Annotated in this window: 15 protein-coding genes; 1 reads left to right on the plus strand and 14 read right to left on the minus strand. The window is 37.3% G+C overall.

Annotated features, from left to right (window positions below; all coding sequences use genetic code 11):
• Positions 1-7: 7 nt before the first annotated feature.
• The 12 genes from ACGE0T_RS08515 to ACGE0T_RS08570 form a co-directional block, all read right to left on the minus strand.
• Positions 8-1,489 (minus strand): TolC family protein, encoded by a 1,482-nt coding sequence (locus ACGE0T_RS08515; protein WP_459190087.1) that lies wholly within the window; start codon positions 1,487-1,489, stop codon positions 8-10.
• Positions 1,486-4,581: an efflux RND transporter permease subunit gene (locus tag ACGE0T_RS08520; RefSeq protein WP_459190088.1), complete on the minus strand. Its 3,096-nt coding sequence runs from the start codon at positions 4,579-4,581 to the stop codon at positions 1,486-1,488. Before ACGE0T_RS08520 ends, ACGE0T_RS08515 begins: the two co-directional genes overlap by 4 nt.
• Positions 4,582-4,607: 26 nt before the next feature.
• The gene (locus ACGE0T_RS08525) at positions 4,608-5,675 is read right to left on the minus strand and encodes an efflux RND transporter periplasmic adaptor subunit (protein WP_459190089.1); all 1,068 of its coding nucleotides are present in this window, start codon (positions 5,673-5,675) and stop codon (positions 4,608-4,610) included.
• Positions 5,676-5,751: 76 nt separating this feature from the next.
• A complete protein-coding gene (locus ACGE0T_RS08530; RefSeq protein ID WP_459190090.1) occupies positions 5,752-7,605 on the minus strand; it encodes an O-antigen ligase family protein in 1,854 nt (617 codons plus the stop codon).
• A 13-nt stretch (positions 7,606-7,618) separates the two neighbouring features.
• A complete protein-coding gene (gene lepB, locus ACGE0T_RS08535) occupies positions 7,619-8,491 on the minus strand; it encodes a signal peptidase I (protein WP_459190091.1) in 873 nt (290 codons plus the stop codon).
• Positions 8,492-8,499: 8 nt separating this feature from the next.
• Positions 8,500-10,452 carry a transglutaminase-like domain-containing protein gene (locus ACGE0T_RS08540; protein WP_459190092.1) on the minus strand — a complete coding sequence of 651 codons (1,953 nt, stop codon included), beginning with the start codon at positions 10,450-10,452 and terminating at the stop codon, positions 8,500-8,502.
• 5 nt (positions 10,453-10,457) lie between these two features.
• Positions 10,458-11,885, minus strand: a complete 1,428-nt coding sequence (locus ACGE0T_RS08545) for a transglutaminase-like domain-containing protein (RefSeq protein WP_459190093.1) — start codon at positions 11,883-11,885, stop codon at positions 10,458-10,460.
• Between the two features lie 92 nt (positions 11,886-11,977).
• Complete coding sequence (locus ACGE0T_RS08550) at positions 11,978-13,027, minus strand: BF3164 family lipoprotein (protein ID WP_459190094.1); 1,050 nt, start codon at positions 13,025-13,027, stop codon at positions 11,978-11,980.
• Positions 13,028-13,120: 93 nt separating this feature from the next.
• Positions 13,121-13,363: an NVEALA domain-containing protein gene (locus tag ACGE0T_RS08555; RefSeq protein WP_459190095.1), complete on the minus strand. Its 243-nt coding sequence runs from the start codon at positions 13,361-13,363 to the stop codon at positions 13,121-13,123.
• A gap of 161 nt (positions 13,364-13,524) precedes the next feature.
• Positions 13,525-14,385, minus strand: coding sequence for a DUF1573 domain-containing protein (locus ACGE0T_RS08560; RefSeq protein WP_459190096.1), 861 nt, complete (start codon positions 14,383-14,385; stop codon positions 13,525-13,527).
• A gap of 8 nt (positions 14,386-14,393) precedes the next feature.
• Entirely contained in the window at positions 14,394-15,437 is a 1,044-nt protein-coding gene (locus ACGE0T_RS08565) for a BF3164 family lipoprotein (RefSeq protein WP_459190097.1), read from the minus strand.
• Positions 15,438-15,439: 2 nt separating this feature from the next.
• On the minus strand, positions 15,440-15,670 hold the full coding sequence (locus ACGE0T_RS08570; RefSeq protein WP_459190098.1) for an NVEALA domain-containing protein: 231 nt from the start codon (positions 15,668-15,670) through the stop codon (positions 15,440-15,442).
• A 198-nt stretch (positions 15,671-15,868) separates the two neighbouring features.
• Between ACGE0T_RS08570 and ACGE0T_RS08575 the strand changes: the two genes are divergently transcribed.
• Positions 15,869-16,870: a helix-turn-helix domain-containing protein gene (locus tag ACGE0T_RS08575; RefSeq protein ID WP_459190099.1), complete on the plus strand. Its 1,002-nt coding sequence runs from the start codon at positions 15,869-15,871 to the stop codon at positions 16,868-16,870.
• 242 nt (positions 16,871-17,112) lie between these two features.
• Here the strand turns inward: ACGE0T_RS08575 and ACGE0T_RS08580 are convergent, their stop codons facing one another.
• Both ACGE0T_RS08580 and ACGE0T_RS08585 read right to left on the minus strand, forming a co-directional pair.
• Positions 17,113-18,249, minus strand: a complete 1,137-nt coding sequence (locus ACGE0T_RS08580; protein WP_459190100.1) for a DUF4221 family protein — start codon at positions 18,247-18,249, stop codon at positions 17,113-17,115.
• Between the two features lie 100 nt (positions 18,250-18,349).
• Complete coding sequence (locus ACGE0T_RS08585) at positions 18,350-18,916, minus strand: hypothetical protein (protein WP_459190101.1); 567 nt, start codon at positions 18,914-18,916, stop codon at positions 18,350-18,352.
• Positions 18,917-18,922 lie beyond the last annotated feature (6 nt).

The following is an 18,922-nucleotide window of genomic DNA, read 5'->3' on the forward strand; positions in this document are numbered from 1 at the left end:
CAGATTACTACAGCCCGTTTTTGTAATCGAACTGGTTGGAAAGGGAAATACCCGTTTCAAAGTCATGCAGAGTGAGTTTCCGTATCTTATAGTAACTTAGCCAGTAGTTTTGCAGGGCCGAAATGTAGTTGCGTTGTGCTTCCTGCTGGCGGTTTAACGACAAAGTCAGGCTATTGATGTCGGCCTTGCCGATCATAAAGCGCTGTTTGGTTTCGGCATATGCCATAATGGCAAGGTCGAGCGCTTCCTCGGCACTGACGATCAGGTCTTGTTGGATATTGAAATCGCCGACAGTCATAATTACATCTTCTTCGACAGTCAACTCTTCCTGTTTAGCTGAAATCTGGGTGACGTTCAGGTTGTTTTTGGCAATGTTGTGTTTTCCGCGTCTTACTCCCCAATCGACCAACGGAATGCTGACGGATACCGAAACGACATCCTGCTGTAACGGGTTACGGTAAACATCCTTAAATTTATCGGATACCTGGTTGAACCCGATACTTGCACTTACCGAAGCATTGAACAAGGCTTCTTTTTTTGTTTTATCCACCTGCTGTTCGGCTTCCAATATTTGCTGGCGTAAATCCAGGAAGGTCGGATTATTCTCGCGGGCAAGTACCAATGCTTCATCTACTGAAATTTCCATATTGCGCGGACGTCCCGGTAGCCGCAGGTGTATTTCCGTATTCTTGTCGAAATTAAGATAGGAGGCAAGGCTGAACATGGCGCGTTTCAAGGATATCTCCGCATTTTGCAAGGTATTGCGTGCATTTACAGCATCCAGCTTTAAAGTAAGCAAATCGGCACGGCTGATGGATGCAATTTTAAGCCGTTCCTGACCGGTCCGGTATAGGGTATCGGTGGAGGCAACATTCTCTTTGGCAAGATCGTATTCCGCCTGTGCCATCGCCAATGCAAAGAAATAGGTGGTGGCCTGTTCACTGAGCCGCTCCATATTATATAGCAGGTTCTTTTTCGCTTTTTCAAATTTCAGCGGTTCTATTTTGCGTTCCCATTTGAATGGATTATATCCCAACAGGCTCTGTGAATACCCGATGCGGATAGGAACCGAGGTAAATTGGCTGTATGCATTATCTCCGAAATTCCGGATGTATCCCAAATCGGAGTCCAGGATAAAAGTACCTCCCAGCAAATCGAAATTCTGTTTCACTTCCAACTTCCCTCCGGCATAGTAAGATTGTTGTTTCCGGTAAATATCAATGTCACTTTCCGAATCATACCTACGGGTAATATCCCGGTAGTATTCCGCCGGCGTGAGGTTCAATGTCAAGCTGGGCAGACGGTCGGCTTTATAAGTCCGGTATTGCCAGTAGCCTGTCAGATACAGGTTTTTACTTCGGAATGCTTCCAGTGAACTGTCGGCAGCAATCTCGATTGTCCGGTCCAATGTAAGTGTAAGTTTCTGGGCATTTGATGCTACAGGCAGACAGGCAAGTATTAATAGTGTTTGTATGAAGGGCTTTTTCATATCTGTTCAGTTTTAACTACATCATGTTTGCGATAAATAAACCAGTAAATCAAAGGTATGACGAAAAGGCTGACCAGCGTACCTATCAGCATTGCCGATATCATGGCAATGGAAAGAGGTTTTTGCAATTCGCTCCCCATATCGAATGTGAAGAGTAGGGGCACCATTCCGAATATGGTGGTCAGTGAGGTCATAATGATAGGACGTAAACGGCGGCGGCCGGCTTCATGTATTGCCTCCATTAACGGGACACCCTCTTTACGCAGTTCGTTAATAGCATCCAGTTTCAGGATAGAGTCGTTGATAATGATACCGCAGGTTACAACAATACCGATGGCACTCATCAGGTTCATCGTATGTCCGCAAATCCATAATACCAGCAAGGAAGCCGCCACATCTATCGGTATTTCCAGCAACACAATCAACGGTTGAAGGAAACTCTCGAACTGTGCCGCCAGAATGAAATACATCAACAAGATAGAGATAAACAGGATGACTACCAGTTCATTCAGCATTTGTTTATTGGAGAAGAAACTACCGGAGAAATCGATATCCCAGTCTGTCCCTACTTCTTGTTTTACGCCATGCATCAACTTTTCGGCATTCTTTACATTGTAAAAGCTAAAGGGAATGTATTCGCCGTTTTTCCCTGCCGTAATTGTTTTCAGGTCTTGTCCGGATGTTACGCGAATCAGCGATTGCAAAGGGATATATTTTACATTCCCGTCTTTGTCGGGAATAGTATGTATCAATGTATTTTGGAATACATCGTTCACTGTTTGCTCGTTCCCAGCTAATGCTATCGGGAGATATTGCTGGTAGGAGCGGAGAGTGGCAACCTTATTCTCCTTAAAAGCCGTTTTCAATATACGGTATACTTCATTGTAATCTACGTTATATAATAGAAGCTTCTGCCGGTCTATCGATATATTCAATTGGTTGTCGAATGCAATACCGACAGGAGAATATCCTGTTTGCTTCTTTAAATTCCGCTCCATTTTATGCAAAGCAGCAGCATCGGGAGCTTCCGTTTTATTCCGGCTGTACAGTTCGGCGACAATATCGGCTTCTCCTGTTACAAACAGTTTTTCAAAAACAGTAACCGGTGGGGAGAAGGAGAGGACGGCATTGGGGTATTTTGCCTCTACCCATTTTGCAATTGTTTCCTGTAAAGGAGCTATATCATTTGTGTTTTCTGTTTTAAAATAAAGTTCGCCTTCCGAAACGGACAATTCCTTGTCGCGGTTCAGTAAGAATTGTTGTTGTCCTATATAAGCCGTGTATTCGTTTACTTGTGCACTGACTGTGGCAAACAATCCGTTTATACGTTCCTGGTTCTCATCGAGATGGATATTTTCATTCCATTCCACATGGACGATCAGTTCGTTTTCGTCGATTTCCGGCATACGGCTTTTAGGTATTTCATAGAAAAGAAAAGCGCAGAGCGGAATTGTTATTACCGTAAAAATCAATGTCGCCTTTTTATGGCTGAAGATAAAATCGATGCCGCTATCGTAGAAACGGTCCAGCGTATGGTCTTTTATCAGGTTATTAATTCGCATATTGAAGCCTTTATGCTTGATATCCGGTATGCTATATACCAATTTGTATAATACGGGAAGCAACATAATCCCGGTAAAATAAGAAACCAATAACCCGACAGTCACGGCAAATGCCTGGTCGAAGAAGATTGCACCGGCGATTCCGCTCATAAATACCAAAGGCACAAATACGGCAATGGTGGTAAATGTTGAACTCAGCATCGGGGTAATAACCTCTGTTGTTCCTTTGCCACAGGCCTCTTCCAATGAATCCCCCCGCGCCCTGTATTGCATGATATTCTCCGTTACGATAATAGAACTGTCAATCATCATACCCAGAGCCAATATCAGACCGGATATGGAAATAATATTCAGGGACATTTTAAAGAGATAGAAAAATAAGAAGCTGACAACCAAGCTGACAACCATACTCAATCCGATAACCGCCGGACTTTTAATATCTCCAAGGAACAATACGGCAACGATACAGATAAACAGGAAACCCAGCGAAAGATTTTGTTTCAGGTTTGATATCGTATAATCCAACAGTTCCGTTTGATTTCTACTGACACTAAATTCAATATCCGGATATACGGAAGCAAAATAGTCGGTAACCTCTTTCAATGCTTCCTTCATATTGTCCATATTTTCATCCGCCTGCTTGATAACAGCGAGCGTAACCGCCTTTTTCCCATTCGATAAAGAGGCTCCGGTCTCTTTTTCCGGAACGATGGATATCTTAGCCAGGTCTTTTAATTGGAAGATACGGTCGCTTTTCCGTATATAAATGTTTTCCACATCTTCAGCAGTACGAAGTAAGGTGGAGAACTTGATATTGTATTCGTAATAGCCGTCGCGGACAGTCATGCTTCCCGGCTCGATATTATTGGATGACAAAGCGGCTTCCAGTTCATCGAGCGTGATACCTGCCATCTCCAGCAGTTTCATATCCGGAACGATTTGCAACTGGCGTTTCAATACCCCGGTTACGTCGACCATAGCAACTTCCGGCAATTGTTCAATCCGTCTTTTTATGACTGTCTCGGCAAACTGGCAAAGTTCCAGGAACGCCTCCTGGTTGTCGTGTATTTGCGAACCGGGACTTGTGTCCTTTTCTCCTTTTAACGTAAGATTAAGGCAGAATACAGGAATATCGGTGGCACTGGCTTTGATTACCCGCGGACGTTCCACTTCACGCGGCAGATAGTTCATGGCTGCATCTATCTTTTCGTTTACCTCGATGAAGGCAAGGTCCGTATTGGTTCCGAAATCGAATTTTAGACGGATGATGGCGGCGCCGTCGCGTGTTTCACTATGTATATCCTGTAATCCTGCCACTTGCATCAGTTGCAGGCGCACCGGTTTTACTACCGTATTTTCCAATTCGCGTGCGGATGTATTCTGTCCGGCAACCTGTACGGTAATTTCCGGAATGGCAATATCCGGCAGCAACGATACCGGAATGGTAAAGTAAGTAACCAAACCGACGATGAAACAGGCTGTGAAAGCCATCAGTACCGCGATGGGACGTTGTAGAAGAAACTTTATCATATGTATCGATTTTCAACGTTCAATTCTCATTTTTCAATAACCGAAACCGGTGCTTCATGAGCCAGATTGATATTGCCGCTGGTGATTACGATGTCTCCTTCTTTCAGCCCGTCTATGATTGTGTAGCTATCCGTATTTTCCATACCGGTATGGACATAATTCCAATACGCCTTGTTATTGTCGAGCGTAAATACGACCTGTTTGCCGGAACGTAGCACTACTGCTTCTTTGGGTACGACCAACTGTTTACCCAGCGAACGGTGGATGCTGATCCGTACGTTCATTCCTTCGAATAATTGTCCTTTATTGGCAACAGATGCTTTTACTTTTACCATGCCGTTCGCATCGACCAGCGGATTGATTTCCGATATGCGCCCTTCTGTTTTAATATTGGGGGTTGCAAAAGGGGAGACCTCTACGCGGTCTCCGGTTTTAATCAAGGGCAATTCGTTTTCCAGTACGGTAAAGTCCGCTTCCAGACCGCGGTTGTCGATAACCGAACAAAACGTTTCGGAGGTCGAAGCCGTATTGTATTGTTTGGCAAAAAGATTGGCAACAATCCCGTCGAACGGCGCAGTCAGCACTGCATTCTTCAATTCGAAATCGGCTAACTGGTATTGTGCCAATGCCTGGTCGTATCCGCTCTTTATCCGTGCCAGCTGCATGGTTGCAGCCGGGACATTCCCGGAATCTTTCAGGGCGTATCCTTGTCCGATTAATACATCCTGTAGTTCCAGGCGGGCATTCTCCAGCGAACTTTTGGCCTGGTCCGCTTTGTTTTTAAGGCGGAATGTGGAGAGTTCAGCCAGCTTTTGACCTTTCGTCACCCGGTCCCCGTTTTTTACATAAATAGAGGCGATAGGTTCTGCCGATTGGAATTTCAGGTCTACATACTGGTGGGAGGAAAGTTTTCCATTACTTATCAGTTCGTGGTTGAAATCGGTAAGTTTCAAGGTCATAACCGTTACCTCGTTTGTTTCATCCGGCAAAACTGTTTCCAGTGTTTCATCTTTCGTACTTTCTTCTTTTTTATCTCCGGCACAAGCCATCATTCCCGCCAGAAACAGTATTACGAACAAATAGTAATATTTCATGCTGTAGTGTTTTAACAAAGTTATGTGACAAATATATGTATAAATAATCATGAATTATTAGGAATTATCATTTAATTTAATCTTTAGTGTCATATTTATTATTTAGTGCCTGACAGCGTATTTTTTCCCTTGCTTTCAAAATCTTTTTGGATTCTTCTCTCATTTCCTGAATTGCCCGGCTATTTACTTTAGGTTCTTTCGTCAATACGGCATGAACCGCAGCCAGCATTTTCTCGTCCTGATAAAAGTCGGGTTCAGCATAGAGTTTACATAACAAGTAATATGGATAAATACGTTCCGGCAGTATATCGATAGCATGAAGTAATAAATATTCAGCTTTTTGATAATGTCCCATGTTTTGTTCGTTTTTTGCTATAATATAATAAAGCATGGGATCCGCACTTAACTGTACGGCACGGTCCAACAGTTTATTCGCACCTGCATAATCTTCGGTCTTGCCTTTACATTGTGCGGCTTCAAACAGAAATTCCGGTTTATGTTTAAGTTTTGGATAAAGTAAATTATATGTCTCTATAGCAGATGAATAAGCATGTGAATTATATGATATTTTCACTCTGTTCCATTCTTTATATGCATGATAAAAATCTTTTTGTATCCAGAATAGACAGCCACTGATACTTGTCAGCAGACATAGATATCCCATAGTTATGTATGTTTTTCCGGATTTTATTTTTTCGGATTGACTGTCCGGATTTTTATATTTCTTTTTATAAGTAGCAATAGCTCCCATACTGATGAGTAAAATCCAAAAAGAAGGTAGTTGTAACGGATAAGAGGAAAAAGCGAAAATTATCAACGCCACTATGCCGCCTACCATTCCTATTTGTTTATTTTTTAATCCCTGATAACAGATTATCCCTAACCAGGAAAGAAAAATTAATAATGCGAGTATTCCTTGTTCCGAAGCGATTTGCAGGAACTCATTAAATGCATATTCCGGACATCCGGCAACCCGTTTTTCTGTTTCCGTCGCAAGATCCGTTGCAAAATAATGAGCCTGTGCTTCCCGGTAAGCGGCCGGAAAACCACCCAGTCCATGTCCGGTGATAGGTTTTCCGGCAATGGCTTTTCCTGTTACTTTCCACATGAGCAAACGCCCGTTTGCCGAATCCTGCTTCATATTGTACATACCTGCCGCAGCACCGGTTAGTATGATTGCAGCACCGGCAATTAATAAAAATGACACTTTGTGGTATTTGATAAATACCCGCTTCGTTTTATCCCATCCGATTTCTTGAACCCAATAAACCATTGCACATGAAAAGACTGCTGCCAACCATGCCGACCGGCTCATCCCGGCAGGAAGAACCATCATAATGGCAGCTATACATATCCATGCAAAGTATCGGGCAGCCAGCCGGAAATACAAAGCTACGCTTAGGCAAAGCGGCAGGATGACAGCAATATATCCGGAAAAGGGACCGGGATTATAGAATGTCCCCGTCAACCGGAACAAGGAATGGTTGGAAACGGCCTCTCCATGCAGTTGCCCTAATCCTAATAAGGCTTCCGCCAATCCCGTACACATCAATGTAAAGATAAACAGCGGTTTTAAAACAGGGTAAGCATTAAATAACCAGCGTAACAGAAACCAGAAAATTACCAGTTGTCCGCCGAACATCAACTTTTCAGGTTCAGGGTTTAGTCCCCAATCATACGTGGCGAGGGTCAGTATCATATAAAGAAGAACCAGCGTATCCGGCAAGGACCATTTAAAGAAATCCTTTTTTCCTGTTAAAGCCAATAAACAGGTACATATGGAAAATAACGGCATAACCAATTGAAACCAGTGGATTTTTCCTATGACCAGCCCGTTCACTAAACTTCTGCTTTCGACAAAAGGGGTAGAAAGCAAAAGAACTCCGGCTATCGCTGTCAGTAAAAATAATAGGTAACGGAACTGTTTCATCTGTATTCTGCTGTTAATGTATTCTTTTGAGAAAACGGTTCCGTCTGAATTTGCCGCTATAAGGTTCTACCGATTTCCAGATAATCCATGCCTTTCCTACAATATATTCTTCCGGCAGTAATCCCCAGTACCGTGAATCCTGCGAATTTTCTCCTTTATCGCCAGCCATGAAATAATAGTTTTTGAGGAAGCGGTATGCTTTAACCGGCTTATTGTCCAGGTAAGCGACAGAATCTTTATATATCAAACTACCTGCCTGTTCCCATTCGATCAATTTCCGGTACAGGCAGTAATTGTTCCTATCCAGGATAACAGAGTCGCCAACTTTAGGTATATAAAGCGGCCCGAAGTCTTTAATATTCCAATGCAGAATCGAATCAAAAGGGAAGCTATTGAACACTCCTTCCCCAAAATCATCTTTATCATACCTGCTGATTAGTTTTTGGGATTCTATATTCCCTAAAGGGATTTCGCAGCCTCTTACGTTGTATTTCCCATTTTCGATGGATAACGTATCACCCGGAAGCCCTACACAACGTTTTATATAGTACTTCATAATGTGCATCTCTATTTTATCCCAATTATGCGGGTGGGGAAAATTGAAAACCAGCACATCATTCCGTCGTACTTTTCGTAAACCGGGCATCCTGTATATATCGACCTGTTCTTCCCTCATGGAAGCAGAGAGGTTAAAAATACGCGGTCCCACCAACAGTTTATTTACCAGTATACAGTCGCCGATTTCCAATTCCGGCTCCATAGAGTCGCTGGGAATACGGAAAGAAGTAAAAAGAAATACCTGCCCGATAATCCAAAGGCAAGCAATTCCTGCCAACCCTAAAATAAGGTTAAGTATCCAATTCAGTATTTTATGGAGTTTGTTCATCTTCTTTCTTACCAGAATATTTGTTTTCCTTCTTTGTATTCGAAGATCCGTTCATCTTTTCCTCTTGTATGATTTTTCAAATAGAGCAAAGCACCTTTTGGAGCCATGAAATTTAATGAATCGGAAACAGCCGTTTGTATGCCGGCCGATACCCATTCATGGTCCAGATAGAACATTTCATACGAATCCCCTTTCCGGATAAAGTTGTCGGAGTTTCTCGGAGTAAAAGCGATACGGGTTATTGAACAGGCTTTTCCTAAATCCAGGCCACTCCATCCTCCATCAGGAAAACGATAGTCAAAAGAGGTATACGGGTCTCCATCAAATACATTTCTATAATCATGTATACCGTCGAAACTTCCGGGTGTACCGATTACTTTTCCTTTTAGGGCAACCGTATCTACATTATTTTCATAAAATGCCACTTCACTAATATTGCAATGGCTTCCTTTCGGACCTTTATAACGGACATATCGATATTTTTTATCGGTAGCCGGAGAAACAACGGTTATCAACCTTCTCGGTTCGTCTTTTATCTGAAATAACGTATCCGCATGGCTAAAATCCGGAGCATTACTTCCTTCAAAAATCCCATTTACCATACGGTTAAGGAAATATTCATAGAAGAAATGGAATTTAAACAAAACAGTAACTTGTTCCATTTCCTGTCCGGGTGTAAAAAAACGAATCGTACCATGCTCCGCATCTACGTGAAAAGGATCTGAAAGCATCTCCAATCCCTCTTTTGTCGAATGTGCCAAACGGCATACTACTCCTCCTTTTACATCTTTGAAGCACACTTTATTTTCAAGGAGATAACCATAGTCTACCGGTTTCCATTGTTGTCTTGCGGAGAGACAAAGCCAGATAGGTTCAGACTTTTTTATCCGCTTATATAACTTTGTACCGGATATTTCTACCGGGAAACAACCGGAGCCGGCATATATTTTTGTTATATCCTTTATTTGTCCGGTTCTGAAATAGGAGGGAACCGGCAGTCCGGAAGCATTAAATTGTTCTTTCAGAGAGTTGTTTGTACTAAAAGTATGCCTGTATATCTTTCCGGCGGATAAATATACCTCCGGGGCTTTTCTTATTTCGGAATAGGTCAGTATTTCTATCATATACGTATTTTGCTCTTTATCGAGTACAAAATTCCACATATGCGGTGAATTATTATCACCCCTTAAAGGGACTTCATCTATGCCACAAGGAATACCCAAAGCCCTCATTACATAGATAACAGCGTCAGCATGTTCCCTGCATGTTCCGGATTTCCATTCTACACAGACCTGAGGACCTGTATGAGGAGTAATGGCCAGTTGCTCCGTATATTTTATATTTCCTTCCCTGCGGAACGTATCCAGTAACGCTTGTGCTGCAAAGGCCGGATCTTCTGCTTCCGGAAGTTTACGGATACTGTCCAAAAGTGGATTATATTTCTCATAAATTTGTTTTCTCCAATAGGTTAAAGGTTCGTCGCCAATCCGATAGGGCAGGATATATTCGCAGAAATTTTCAAAAGAGACATGTTTCCCCCACGGTTGTTCTTCCCAGACCCTGAATGCTTCATCAATATTCTCTACCAGATATGCAGAATCTACATTTAATAAATCATATTCCATATTCAGTGCAGAGTACGAGAATGGACCATATTTCAGTGCCAACGAATCCCGTATAGAAGCTGGATGCTGGTCCGTCGTAGCAAATAGCTTATATTGTTCCATCTGCCTGTCGAGCGTTTTTCCTGTATAATAATAGTAGTAAGGCATATTTTCTATCAGGAATTGCGCAGCCTTCAATTTAAGAGTATCAGCCTGATAATGGTTAAGGACTTTCTCTAACTCTTTCCTGTTATTGCCTGCTAAAGAAAGAGCCTGCTCCAAATATGTATTTTTATTCCCCTGCCATGAACAGGAAAATAAACAAAAAGCAGAAAAGATAATTAGGTATAGTTTCATTTTATTTAGTAAGTTTTTACACTGTCATTTTCTATTAAAAATATACGGATATCCCAACATTTGATGGGAATAGTAAAACGGAGAAGGGCATTCCGGGGGATTTCGTTATATGTTAACGTACTGTCTGTTTCCTGTTCTTGTTGTAAGGAAACAAACTGTTCACTTTGAGTATCCCAATATTGTAGAGTATGGGAATATTCCCGTTGTCCGTCTAATTTCTTTAATGTATAATTTCTTTTTTGAGACTTATCCGGTATGATTTTATGAATGCTACCGGTCGGACTCACATGAAAAGGCACTGTAATAAAATGTAGGTTAGTTCCATTTGGAGAATCGGCAATAATAAAAACATTATCACCAACAATATTTTCAAACGAACAATTTTTACCGTTTCGGTGACCGATAGCAAAAGGTTCCCAATGCTGTTGATTATAGGCGCAAAGGTAAACCTGCGATTTTCTTTTTTCTGTTTTTTTATCCGTAGTTACCGTTATATTAATCGTTTGATTTGGATATTCGGTGGTTACATCCTCCAATAGTGGACTTTTAAGATAAGTGACATATCCGTCATCTTCTTTTACATTGAAAGTCCTTACCGGTTCAAAATGTGTACGATATACTTTTGCCGGCTTTCTCATCCTTCTTTCAGAAAACATCCATTCATATTTCCGTGGTTGGTCGGAACAGGGGCAAAAAGGATAAAACTTGCCGTTACTGAGAACAGCAGCCCATGTATGTCCCCGGTCGCCTTTCACCCAAGTCGTTTGTTCCATTACAACAGGAATACCAACTGCTCGCATTATATAAATTCCTAAAATGCATAAGTCATCACATATTCCCTTTTTGGTACGATAGGTTTCTTCAATAGAAGGATAAAGCCCTAATCCGCCACTTGTATCATATTGAATAGTCCTCATTAGTTCCTGGTTTATAATAAGGCAAGCCTCTAATGGCGTTTTGGGATCAGCCATCTCCAAAAGAGGAAGATAGCGATCCCTAAAATACTGTCTTAAGTTGGATGCTTTTTCTGCTTGTACCCGATAGGGGAGTATATATTTACAGAAATCCTCGAAAGATGTATTCCTTGCCCATTTTTTATCCCACACAGAAAAGGCTAATTCTATATTATTTACTAAATAAGCACTATCAAGAGTTTCTATATCATATCGTTTCTCTCTCACGATTTTATGTCCTTTGCTGAAAAGAGAGTCGAAGTGTTGTTGTATTTTATTTTCTTTAATAATAGATAAATCAGGTCTATATTTATTACTATTTTGGTCTAGAAAGTATTCGTCTATAGAAAAATGATAAGGCATATTTTCAATCAGGAACTGAGCAGTTAATAATTTTTCTGATTTTTTTTGATAGTGATCCAATGTCTTTTCTAATTCAGTACGTTTTTCTTCAGAAAAATGTAGAGTATAAGTTTGCATGCTGTCTGTTTTAGAGAGACAGCATGTTAATGTTAATAATATTGTGAAGATACATTTAATCATTTGTTATATTCTTATCAATAATATATTCTTTACTTATAAGAATATTCAACAATATGATACTCGGGTTCATTGCTTATACCATAAATTTTCTTATTTCTTTTGTCTACACTAATACGAGATATGCCTTGATCTAATGAAAATATTTTTTTTGGAGTTCCTTCCCAGTCAAAAACAAAAATTTTTTCTGCTAATAAATTGTAGTCTTTTTCTCCTACATTTTTACCGTTATATAAAACGAAAAAATCATCACCTACATTTACAGGACTATAAAATGCATCTTTATATGTCTTATTTACAGGTCGAGTTGTAATGACATTTCCATCTGTATATTCTTTGAATTTAGGAAAAAAATGTTCAGGTCCATGTATTCTACTAATTAATGTTCCATTATTATCATAAATATCGATTAGATCTGTGAAAAAATGACAAATTGCAACCCTATCAACTTGATTTGTTATAATAATAGAACGATAAGCATCTATTATTTCTGCATTTGTATAGTTGAAATTAGAAATAGGATATGAACCGAACCCTTTTATTTGTTCTCCAGCATTATTAAATAAATATAAAGGATATTCAGGACGATATAAAGAACCTATAATGTTTTCACCTAAGAATCCGATTTCTCCGAAAAATTGTTCTTTTATTTTTATTTGTTGATATGGTATTGGATCCGGATTTGTAATAAATTCACTTATAGTATATTTTGAAATAGTAGAAGTACCCATATCAAAAATAGAAATTACATCCTGATTTTGTATAAACCAAGGCATTATCATTTCTGTAGGTCCCTGTCCCATAGAGATACGTTCTCCTATTTTCTTTTTAGATTTTAAATTAAATATATGAAATAATTTATCTGTATTTTGGTTATAAGTTATTAATAAAGTATCATATACTTGTAATTGAAAAGGCTTCATAAGTATACTATCAAACTCAATATTACTACCGTACAATGCTTGTTTTATAGGGAAACTATTCTTATTTATAGAAATAGAATGTTGATATTTATTACTTGATGTACAAGCTAACATCGTTGATAATAGGAGCAATAACAGTGTATAGGTTAAATTTTTCATGTATTTCTTTATTGATTGTGATTACTTTAAGAGATTAAGCACAATTACATTAAAACAAATGTAATTGTGCTTTGGTCTACATTAGTTTTTTAATTATTTCCAATGTCCAGGACAAGAAATAGATGTTCCATCTACAAAATTGATAAGACACATATATCCTGAATTTGGACATAGTCTTTGACAATCACTTGAACTTCCTTCACCACTTGCTAATGCCTCAACATTAGCCAAGGCTAATTCAGATATTGTAACTTCATTTTTATTCTGATTGAAATTTAAACCTGCTGCAAGAGCAATAACTGTAATGATGACAGTCCCAAAAATACGTTTCTTCATTTTTATATCAATTTTAATTATATTTGCTTGTTGTTCTCTTTGAATAGCTTTCTTTATGTTCTATTATATTATTATATTACCATAATACACCTCCTTTCTGAGGTTTTGGGGAGTTTGTCAAAATAGTTTCAAGGCTTGATAGACAGACTCCCTTCCATTCATCACTGAACATTTCCCCTAATTTTTACTTTGACAGGCCTGTTTGTGTTACATCTGATTGTTACAGTTTCATCAAAAAAGCCTGTATCTTTCGGTGTAACTGTAACTTTTACCCGTAGAGTATCGCCGGGCTTTGCCGGTTTTTTATCATACGTGGCTGTTGTACAACCACATGTGGTATTAATATCAGTTATCACAAGGGGATTGTTTCCTGTATTTATTATTTCAAACGTATTTGTTTTAACTGTACCCTTTGGAATATTGCCAAAGTCGATTTTGTTATTTATTGCTTCGGCTGTTGTCTTAATATGCTTTACCGAATTCTCTTTCCCTGTTAATTGTTTTAGATATAAATCTTTGACCGCAGAGTTATGTATCGGATTTCCCAATGCTATGACTTTATTATCTTTATCCAATAGGAATGTCTGAAACATTATATCTGCGGGAAACTTATTTAATAGATTTAGTTTATTTCTATGATCCACACAGACTGGACGGTCGAATTTATCTACTTTTAATATATAACGTAACTCTTTGTCATCTTTCGATTGAAAGAAAAAGAGGAAGGGGACTTGGCTATTTGTAGCCGAATCAACATACTCTATCAGTTTTTTCCATTTAGGTAACTGTAGTTTACAGCTCGTACATCCTATGGAATCAATATAGATTAAAACTTTATATTGTGATTGTGGAATCTGATAATCCACAGTGTCTGTCACAAAGCGGGTAAAAGTTATATCTTTTGGAAATAGAATCTCTTTCCCTTGCCATTCATTAACAAGACGGGTGATTCTTTCCTTTTCGTTTTCTTTACAGGAAGAGACCAATAGAAGTAGAGAGAATATCAGTAGTAGTTGTTTCATATTTGTTTTTACATTTTGAATTCCAAGATAGGTTCATCTTTTTCAACACAAGTTGCAATAATTGTTTTTGTTTTTTCATTAACATCTATTCCGTAAACAGGATAATCCAGTGTGTATTTACGAACCGGATTCCCTTTTAAATCAAATACATAAATATATCTTCCGCCATCTTCCGGATTTTTCCCTTGCTGATAGATTACTTCTTTTTCTTTAAACGATACACCATGAAAAACGGTATAAATATATTGGTCGGTTATCCGTATATCACTAAATCCCATGATACCGGTTGGAATACCTTCCGTACCGACTGTTTGAAATTGAGGCTCTCCGTTAGGGCCGTATAGAACAGTATGTGTATTTTCTTTCAGGTTGTATATTTCAATTGCTTCCCCCAGTTGGGTCACCATAGCATAAATGCCTTTTTGAGGATTGTAGTCTGTAAAACTCCTCCATGCTTGAGCTAATGCGGGACGAACTTCTTTTTTATTGTTTGTCTCAGTAGGTATTTCGCCTACGTTTTTAAAAGATTTACCATTGTAGTCTACTTGATGATAACGAAAATCCCCTAAATAGTCTGTTATTAGAAAACAAGTGTCTGTTGCATAAAAATCGAGAGAACGGACTAATTGCCTATCTAATGGTATTATTTGCTCCCGTTTGGCTGTTACTTTTTGAGGATCGATTGACCAACGTGAAATTTGCATCCTGTTGGCATCTAAAGCCCAAATTGAATCTAACGAATTGAACTGGAACATTTCAGCAGATAACATCTCTTCCGGAGCTTCCCCACGCTTTCCAAATGAAACTAAATGTTTCCATTCAGGGTAGGAGAAGGCATGAAAATAGTAATCAGTGTTATGCAAATCCATAACAATAGCAACGCTGTCTCTAACCGTTACCCGAAATGGGTAACGGAAGAGAACAGAGTCCAGAGATACTTCCTGTGCTGTCAAATTCTTTTCTTCAGGAAAAGAACTGTAGCGGGGATGGAGATTGGGAGGACTGCTACAGGAAATAAAACTGCTTATTATTATAAGAAGGATGTATTTCATTGTTAATCTAAACTGAGACCAGTATACATTTTTTCTACTTTGTGTCCGTGACACTCAACAGATCCTTTTCCATAACATCTGACATTTACACCACTTTCTCCTTGGGCTAAAGCTTCTATGTTCTCAAAAGCTAAATCATTAACAGATACTTTTTTTGAAGTATAAAAAAAGCAGATACAACATAAGAAAATAATCGCAATCGTCCCTTTAATGAATTTCTTTTTCATATTCATATTGATATTTTTTTACGTTTCAAAGATAGGTGAAAATATTTATATGAAAATTCTTTGTTTGGCTTACAAAATATTAATATTCTATTATTCAGCATATTGCGATTGTAATTGTCAGGAAAATGTCAGAAAATATTATATGATTATCATTTGATATTAATGATAGATAGAGTATTTTTGCAAATAGAAAATAAAAACTCTATGGAATTATCTAAACAAATAATTTTGATTTCAGGAATATGCCTATGCGTAACATTTTTATTTTTTTACTGGATACGAACTGTTTTTTTATCTGAACAGACAGAGTTGAATTCTATTATGGCTCATTCCTTTCAAGCAGCATTGAATAAAGAGAAAACAATAAAATTGGATGATGCTTTACAATATGCAGAATATGATTCCAAGCAATCCCCTAATGATATACCTTATGAAGAAAAAGCAAATTGGTGTGATCAGGATTATTTGATAGAGCATGATTCTATGAGAACAATGCTGGATGACCTTTTCCATAGACAACTTATCGAGAATGGGATATATGTACAATCCGCAGTCTCTTATTCAATAGAAGGGCGAACTGTATATAGTCGTTCTGATAGTTCTTTTTTTATAAAGGCGATATCTTTACCTCCAATTGTTTATAGGTTCAATGATAAACCAGAAGGTCGTATCGAACTTCGTGCTTATGTTCTATTTTCTTTTTGGGATTCATTAAAACATATACATTCTTTGGGCTTTATCCTACTTTTCTGGATATTCTCTCTTCTGAGTATAAATGTGGCATTCTTATTTTGGAAAAAGCGACAAGAGACATTATCAATAATAGGTGGAGAAAAGAAAAATGAACAAGTTTTTTTATCCATAAAAATCCCGACAGAATATAGGCAATTATCGACAGATTTACAATTCAACGAAAAGACAGGAATACTCCAATCTACTAATAATCAAATAGAGTTATCCGGTAATGGTTTGAAACTGTTTAACCTATTTATAAATGGAACAAATAATTTTTTGAGTTACGAGGAAATTTGTAAAAAAATTCTGGCACGCAAAGTTGATAAGCTTACTCCATCAGATAAGGATGTTGTCTTTACGGCTATTAAGCGTTTGCGTAAAGATTTGGCTCCAATACCTTTTATAGAAATAAAATCAAATAGGGGAAAGGGATATCAATTGGTTTTTCATGGATCAATGGACAGATTGTAATTTTTTTCTCCAACACTTTTCTGTTATTGCCTGCTAAAGAAAGAGCCTACTCCAAATAAATATTTTTATTCCTCTGCCATGAACAGGAAAAAACAAAAAGCAGAAAAGATAATCAGGTATAGTTTTGTTTTACTTAGTAAATTTTTACACTGTCATTTTCTATTGTTATAATATTTCATGCTTCTCCATTGAACAAGAGAAACATAAAATAAAACTATATATTAGAATATGTGTATAAAAATTCATTCTGTATATTCTGTTAATTTAAAAATTTTAAAACTTAGTTCGTCGTCACTAAAATTAGGATTTAGATAGTGACTATCCGATATATACAAACCATCTTCTAAAACAAACATAACACGAGAATTATATATGTAATTAGGAAACTTTGTTTCTCCTATTTTATTGAATTTTTCATCTAATATAATAATAGAAAAGTTTTTACGTCCATAACATATTAATTCTGCAGGACGTATGTTTTTTTCTATTTCGTTTTGAGGATATGCAATACGGTAATATACATTTCTATATTTGTCATATAATAAATTTCCATACCAAGAATTTGTGCAAAAATCTATCGGAGAAGCTGTTAGTTCATCCGGTAGTTTTACTTCTTTAAAATAGTCACTTTTTACAGGTATTTTCTGAAGTGAATCATGTTTTAAGTTTGCTATATAGATATTTTCGTCATAGGCAAAAGAATAAATGAAATATTCTCCATTGTAACAACGACTAAAAGAGCTTTCTAAACCGTATTTTTTCAACTTTAGATCAGAGCCGGGATAATCTGGATAGTCAAATGGAAGTGCTGTAATTTCATGAGTGTCCATATTAAATATTATAGATACAGGATCATGTTCTATAAAACGATTGGGGCCAGAATACAAATACATTGTGCGTCCAATTACTTCTGCTGGTTTATAATATGCTGAAGAGAAATCAAATAAAGATAAATTTATTTTATTAATATCTTCATCATAAGCATACTTAGTAGAGATTATACCTTCTTTATTAATAAGTGAAATTTCTTTTATATCTCTATTTGGGACATAAATACTATCGAAATTATGAATATAATATCCATTAGCTAATCCAACGCCATTATTCCCATCTATGGACAATTCTAATCTAAATTCCAATTTTTGTTTTTGTAAATCATAGAAAAGCAAAATATTTGAATTTATGTTTTGAAAAATAAAATAAAAATCTCCATCCCCTTTTTCATAAATAGAATACATAAATAATTCATTTTTAATATCATTATCTAAAGGTAGGATTATTTTTTTATCTGTCTCTATTAATGTGTATTTTTCTGTTTTTGTACTATTTTGGCATGAAACAAGGAAGAAGGATAATATTATATATATAAATATATTCATAATTTGTATTTTTTTATTATTTAAATGGCGGATGTGCCACTATAATATATTATATTTCATTAAAGTAAAATCCGGATTTAAACCTATAATATAGACCGTATTATATATTCCCTTGATAGGCATCCTTTTTGTTTCCAATGTTCTTATCAAGAGGATTCTTTCCAAACTTTGTACCTTTATAATTAAACGGTTGTATTAATCCTGCATCAAAAAATAAAAAATTATCTTTCTCTATTTTAATAATTCTATTTTTATCTTTTGTATTTTCTTCTTTTATGCAAATTCCTATTCTGGGTTGTTTATCAATATCATTGAAGGAGCAATAACCTATTTTATTCTTATTCATATCACCAACAATTAATCTATTACTGGATGATTTTATAAAAATAGGGGTAATAAAATCATTTGGTCCTTCTCCGATATTTATGATTTTTCCAATTTCTTTCTTAGATTTTAGGTCAATTATGTGTGCTTGTCCTTCTGCCTCAAAAGGATCTGTCCAAACAAGATATTTCTCATATAGGAATAATGGGCCAGGCATTCGTGTTTCTATGCTATCATAAACAATAGTAGGAGAAATGTTTTCATATTCTATTTGGGTAGAATGTTGGGAACATGATGTTGAGATGAATATTCCTATGATTGTATAATGTATGGTATTTTTCATTTTGTA

The sequence above is a fragment of the Parabacteroides sp. APC149_11_2_Y6 genome, assembly GCF_054506995.1.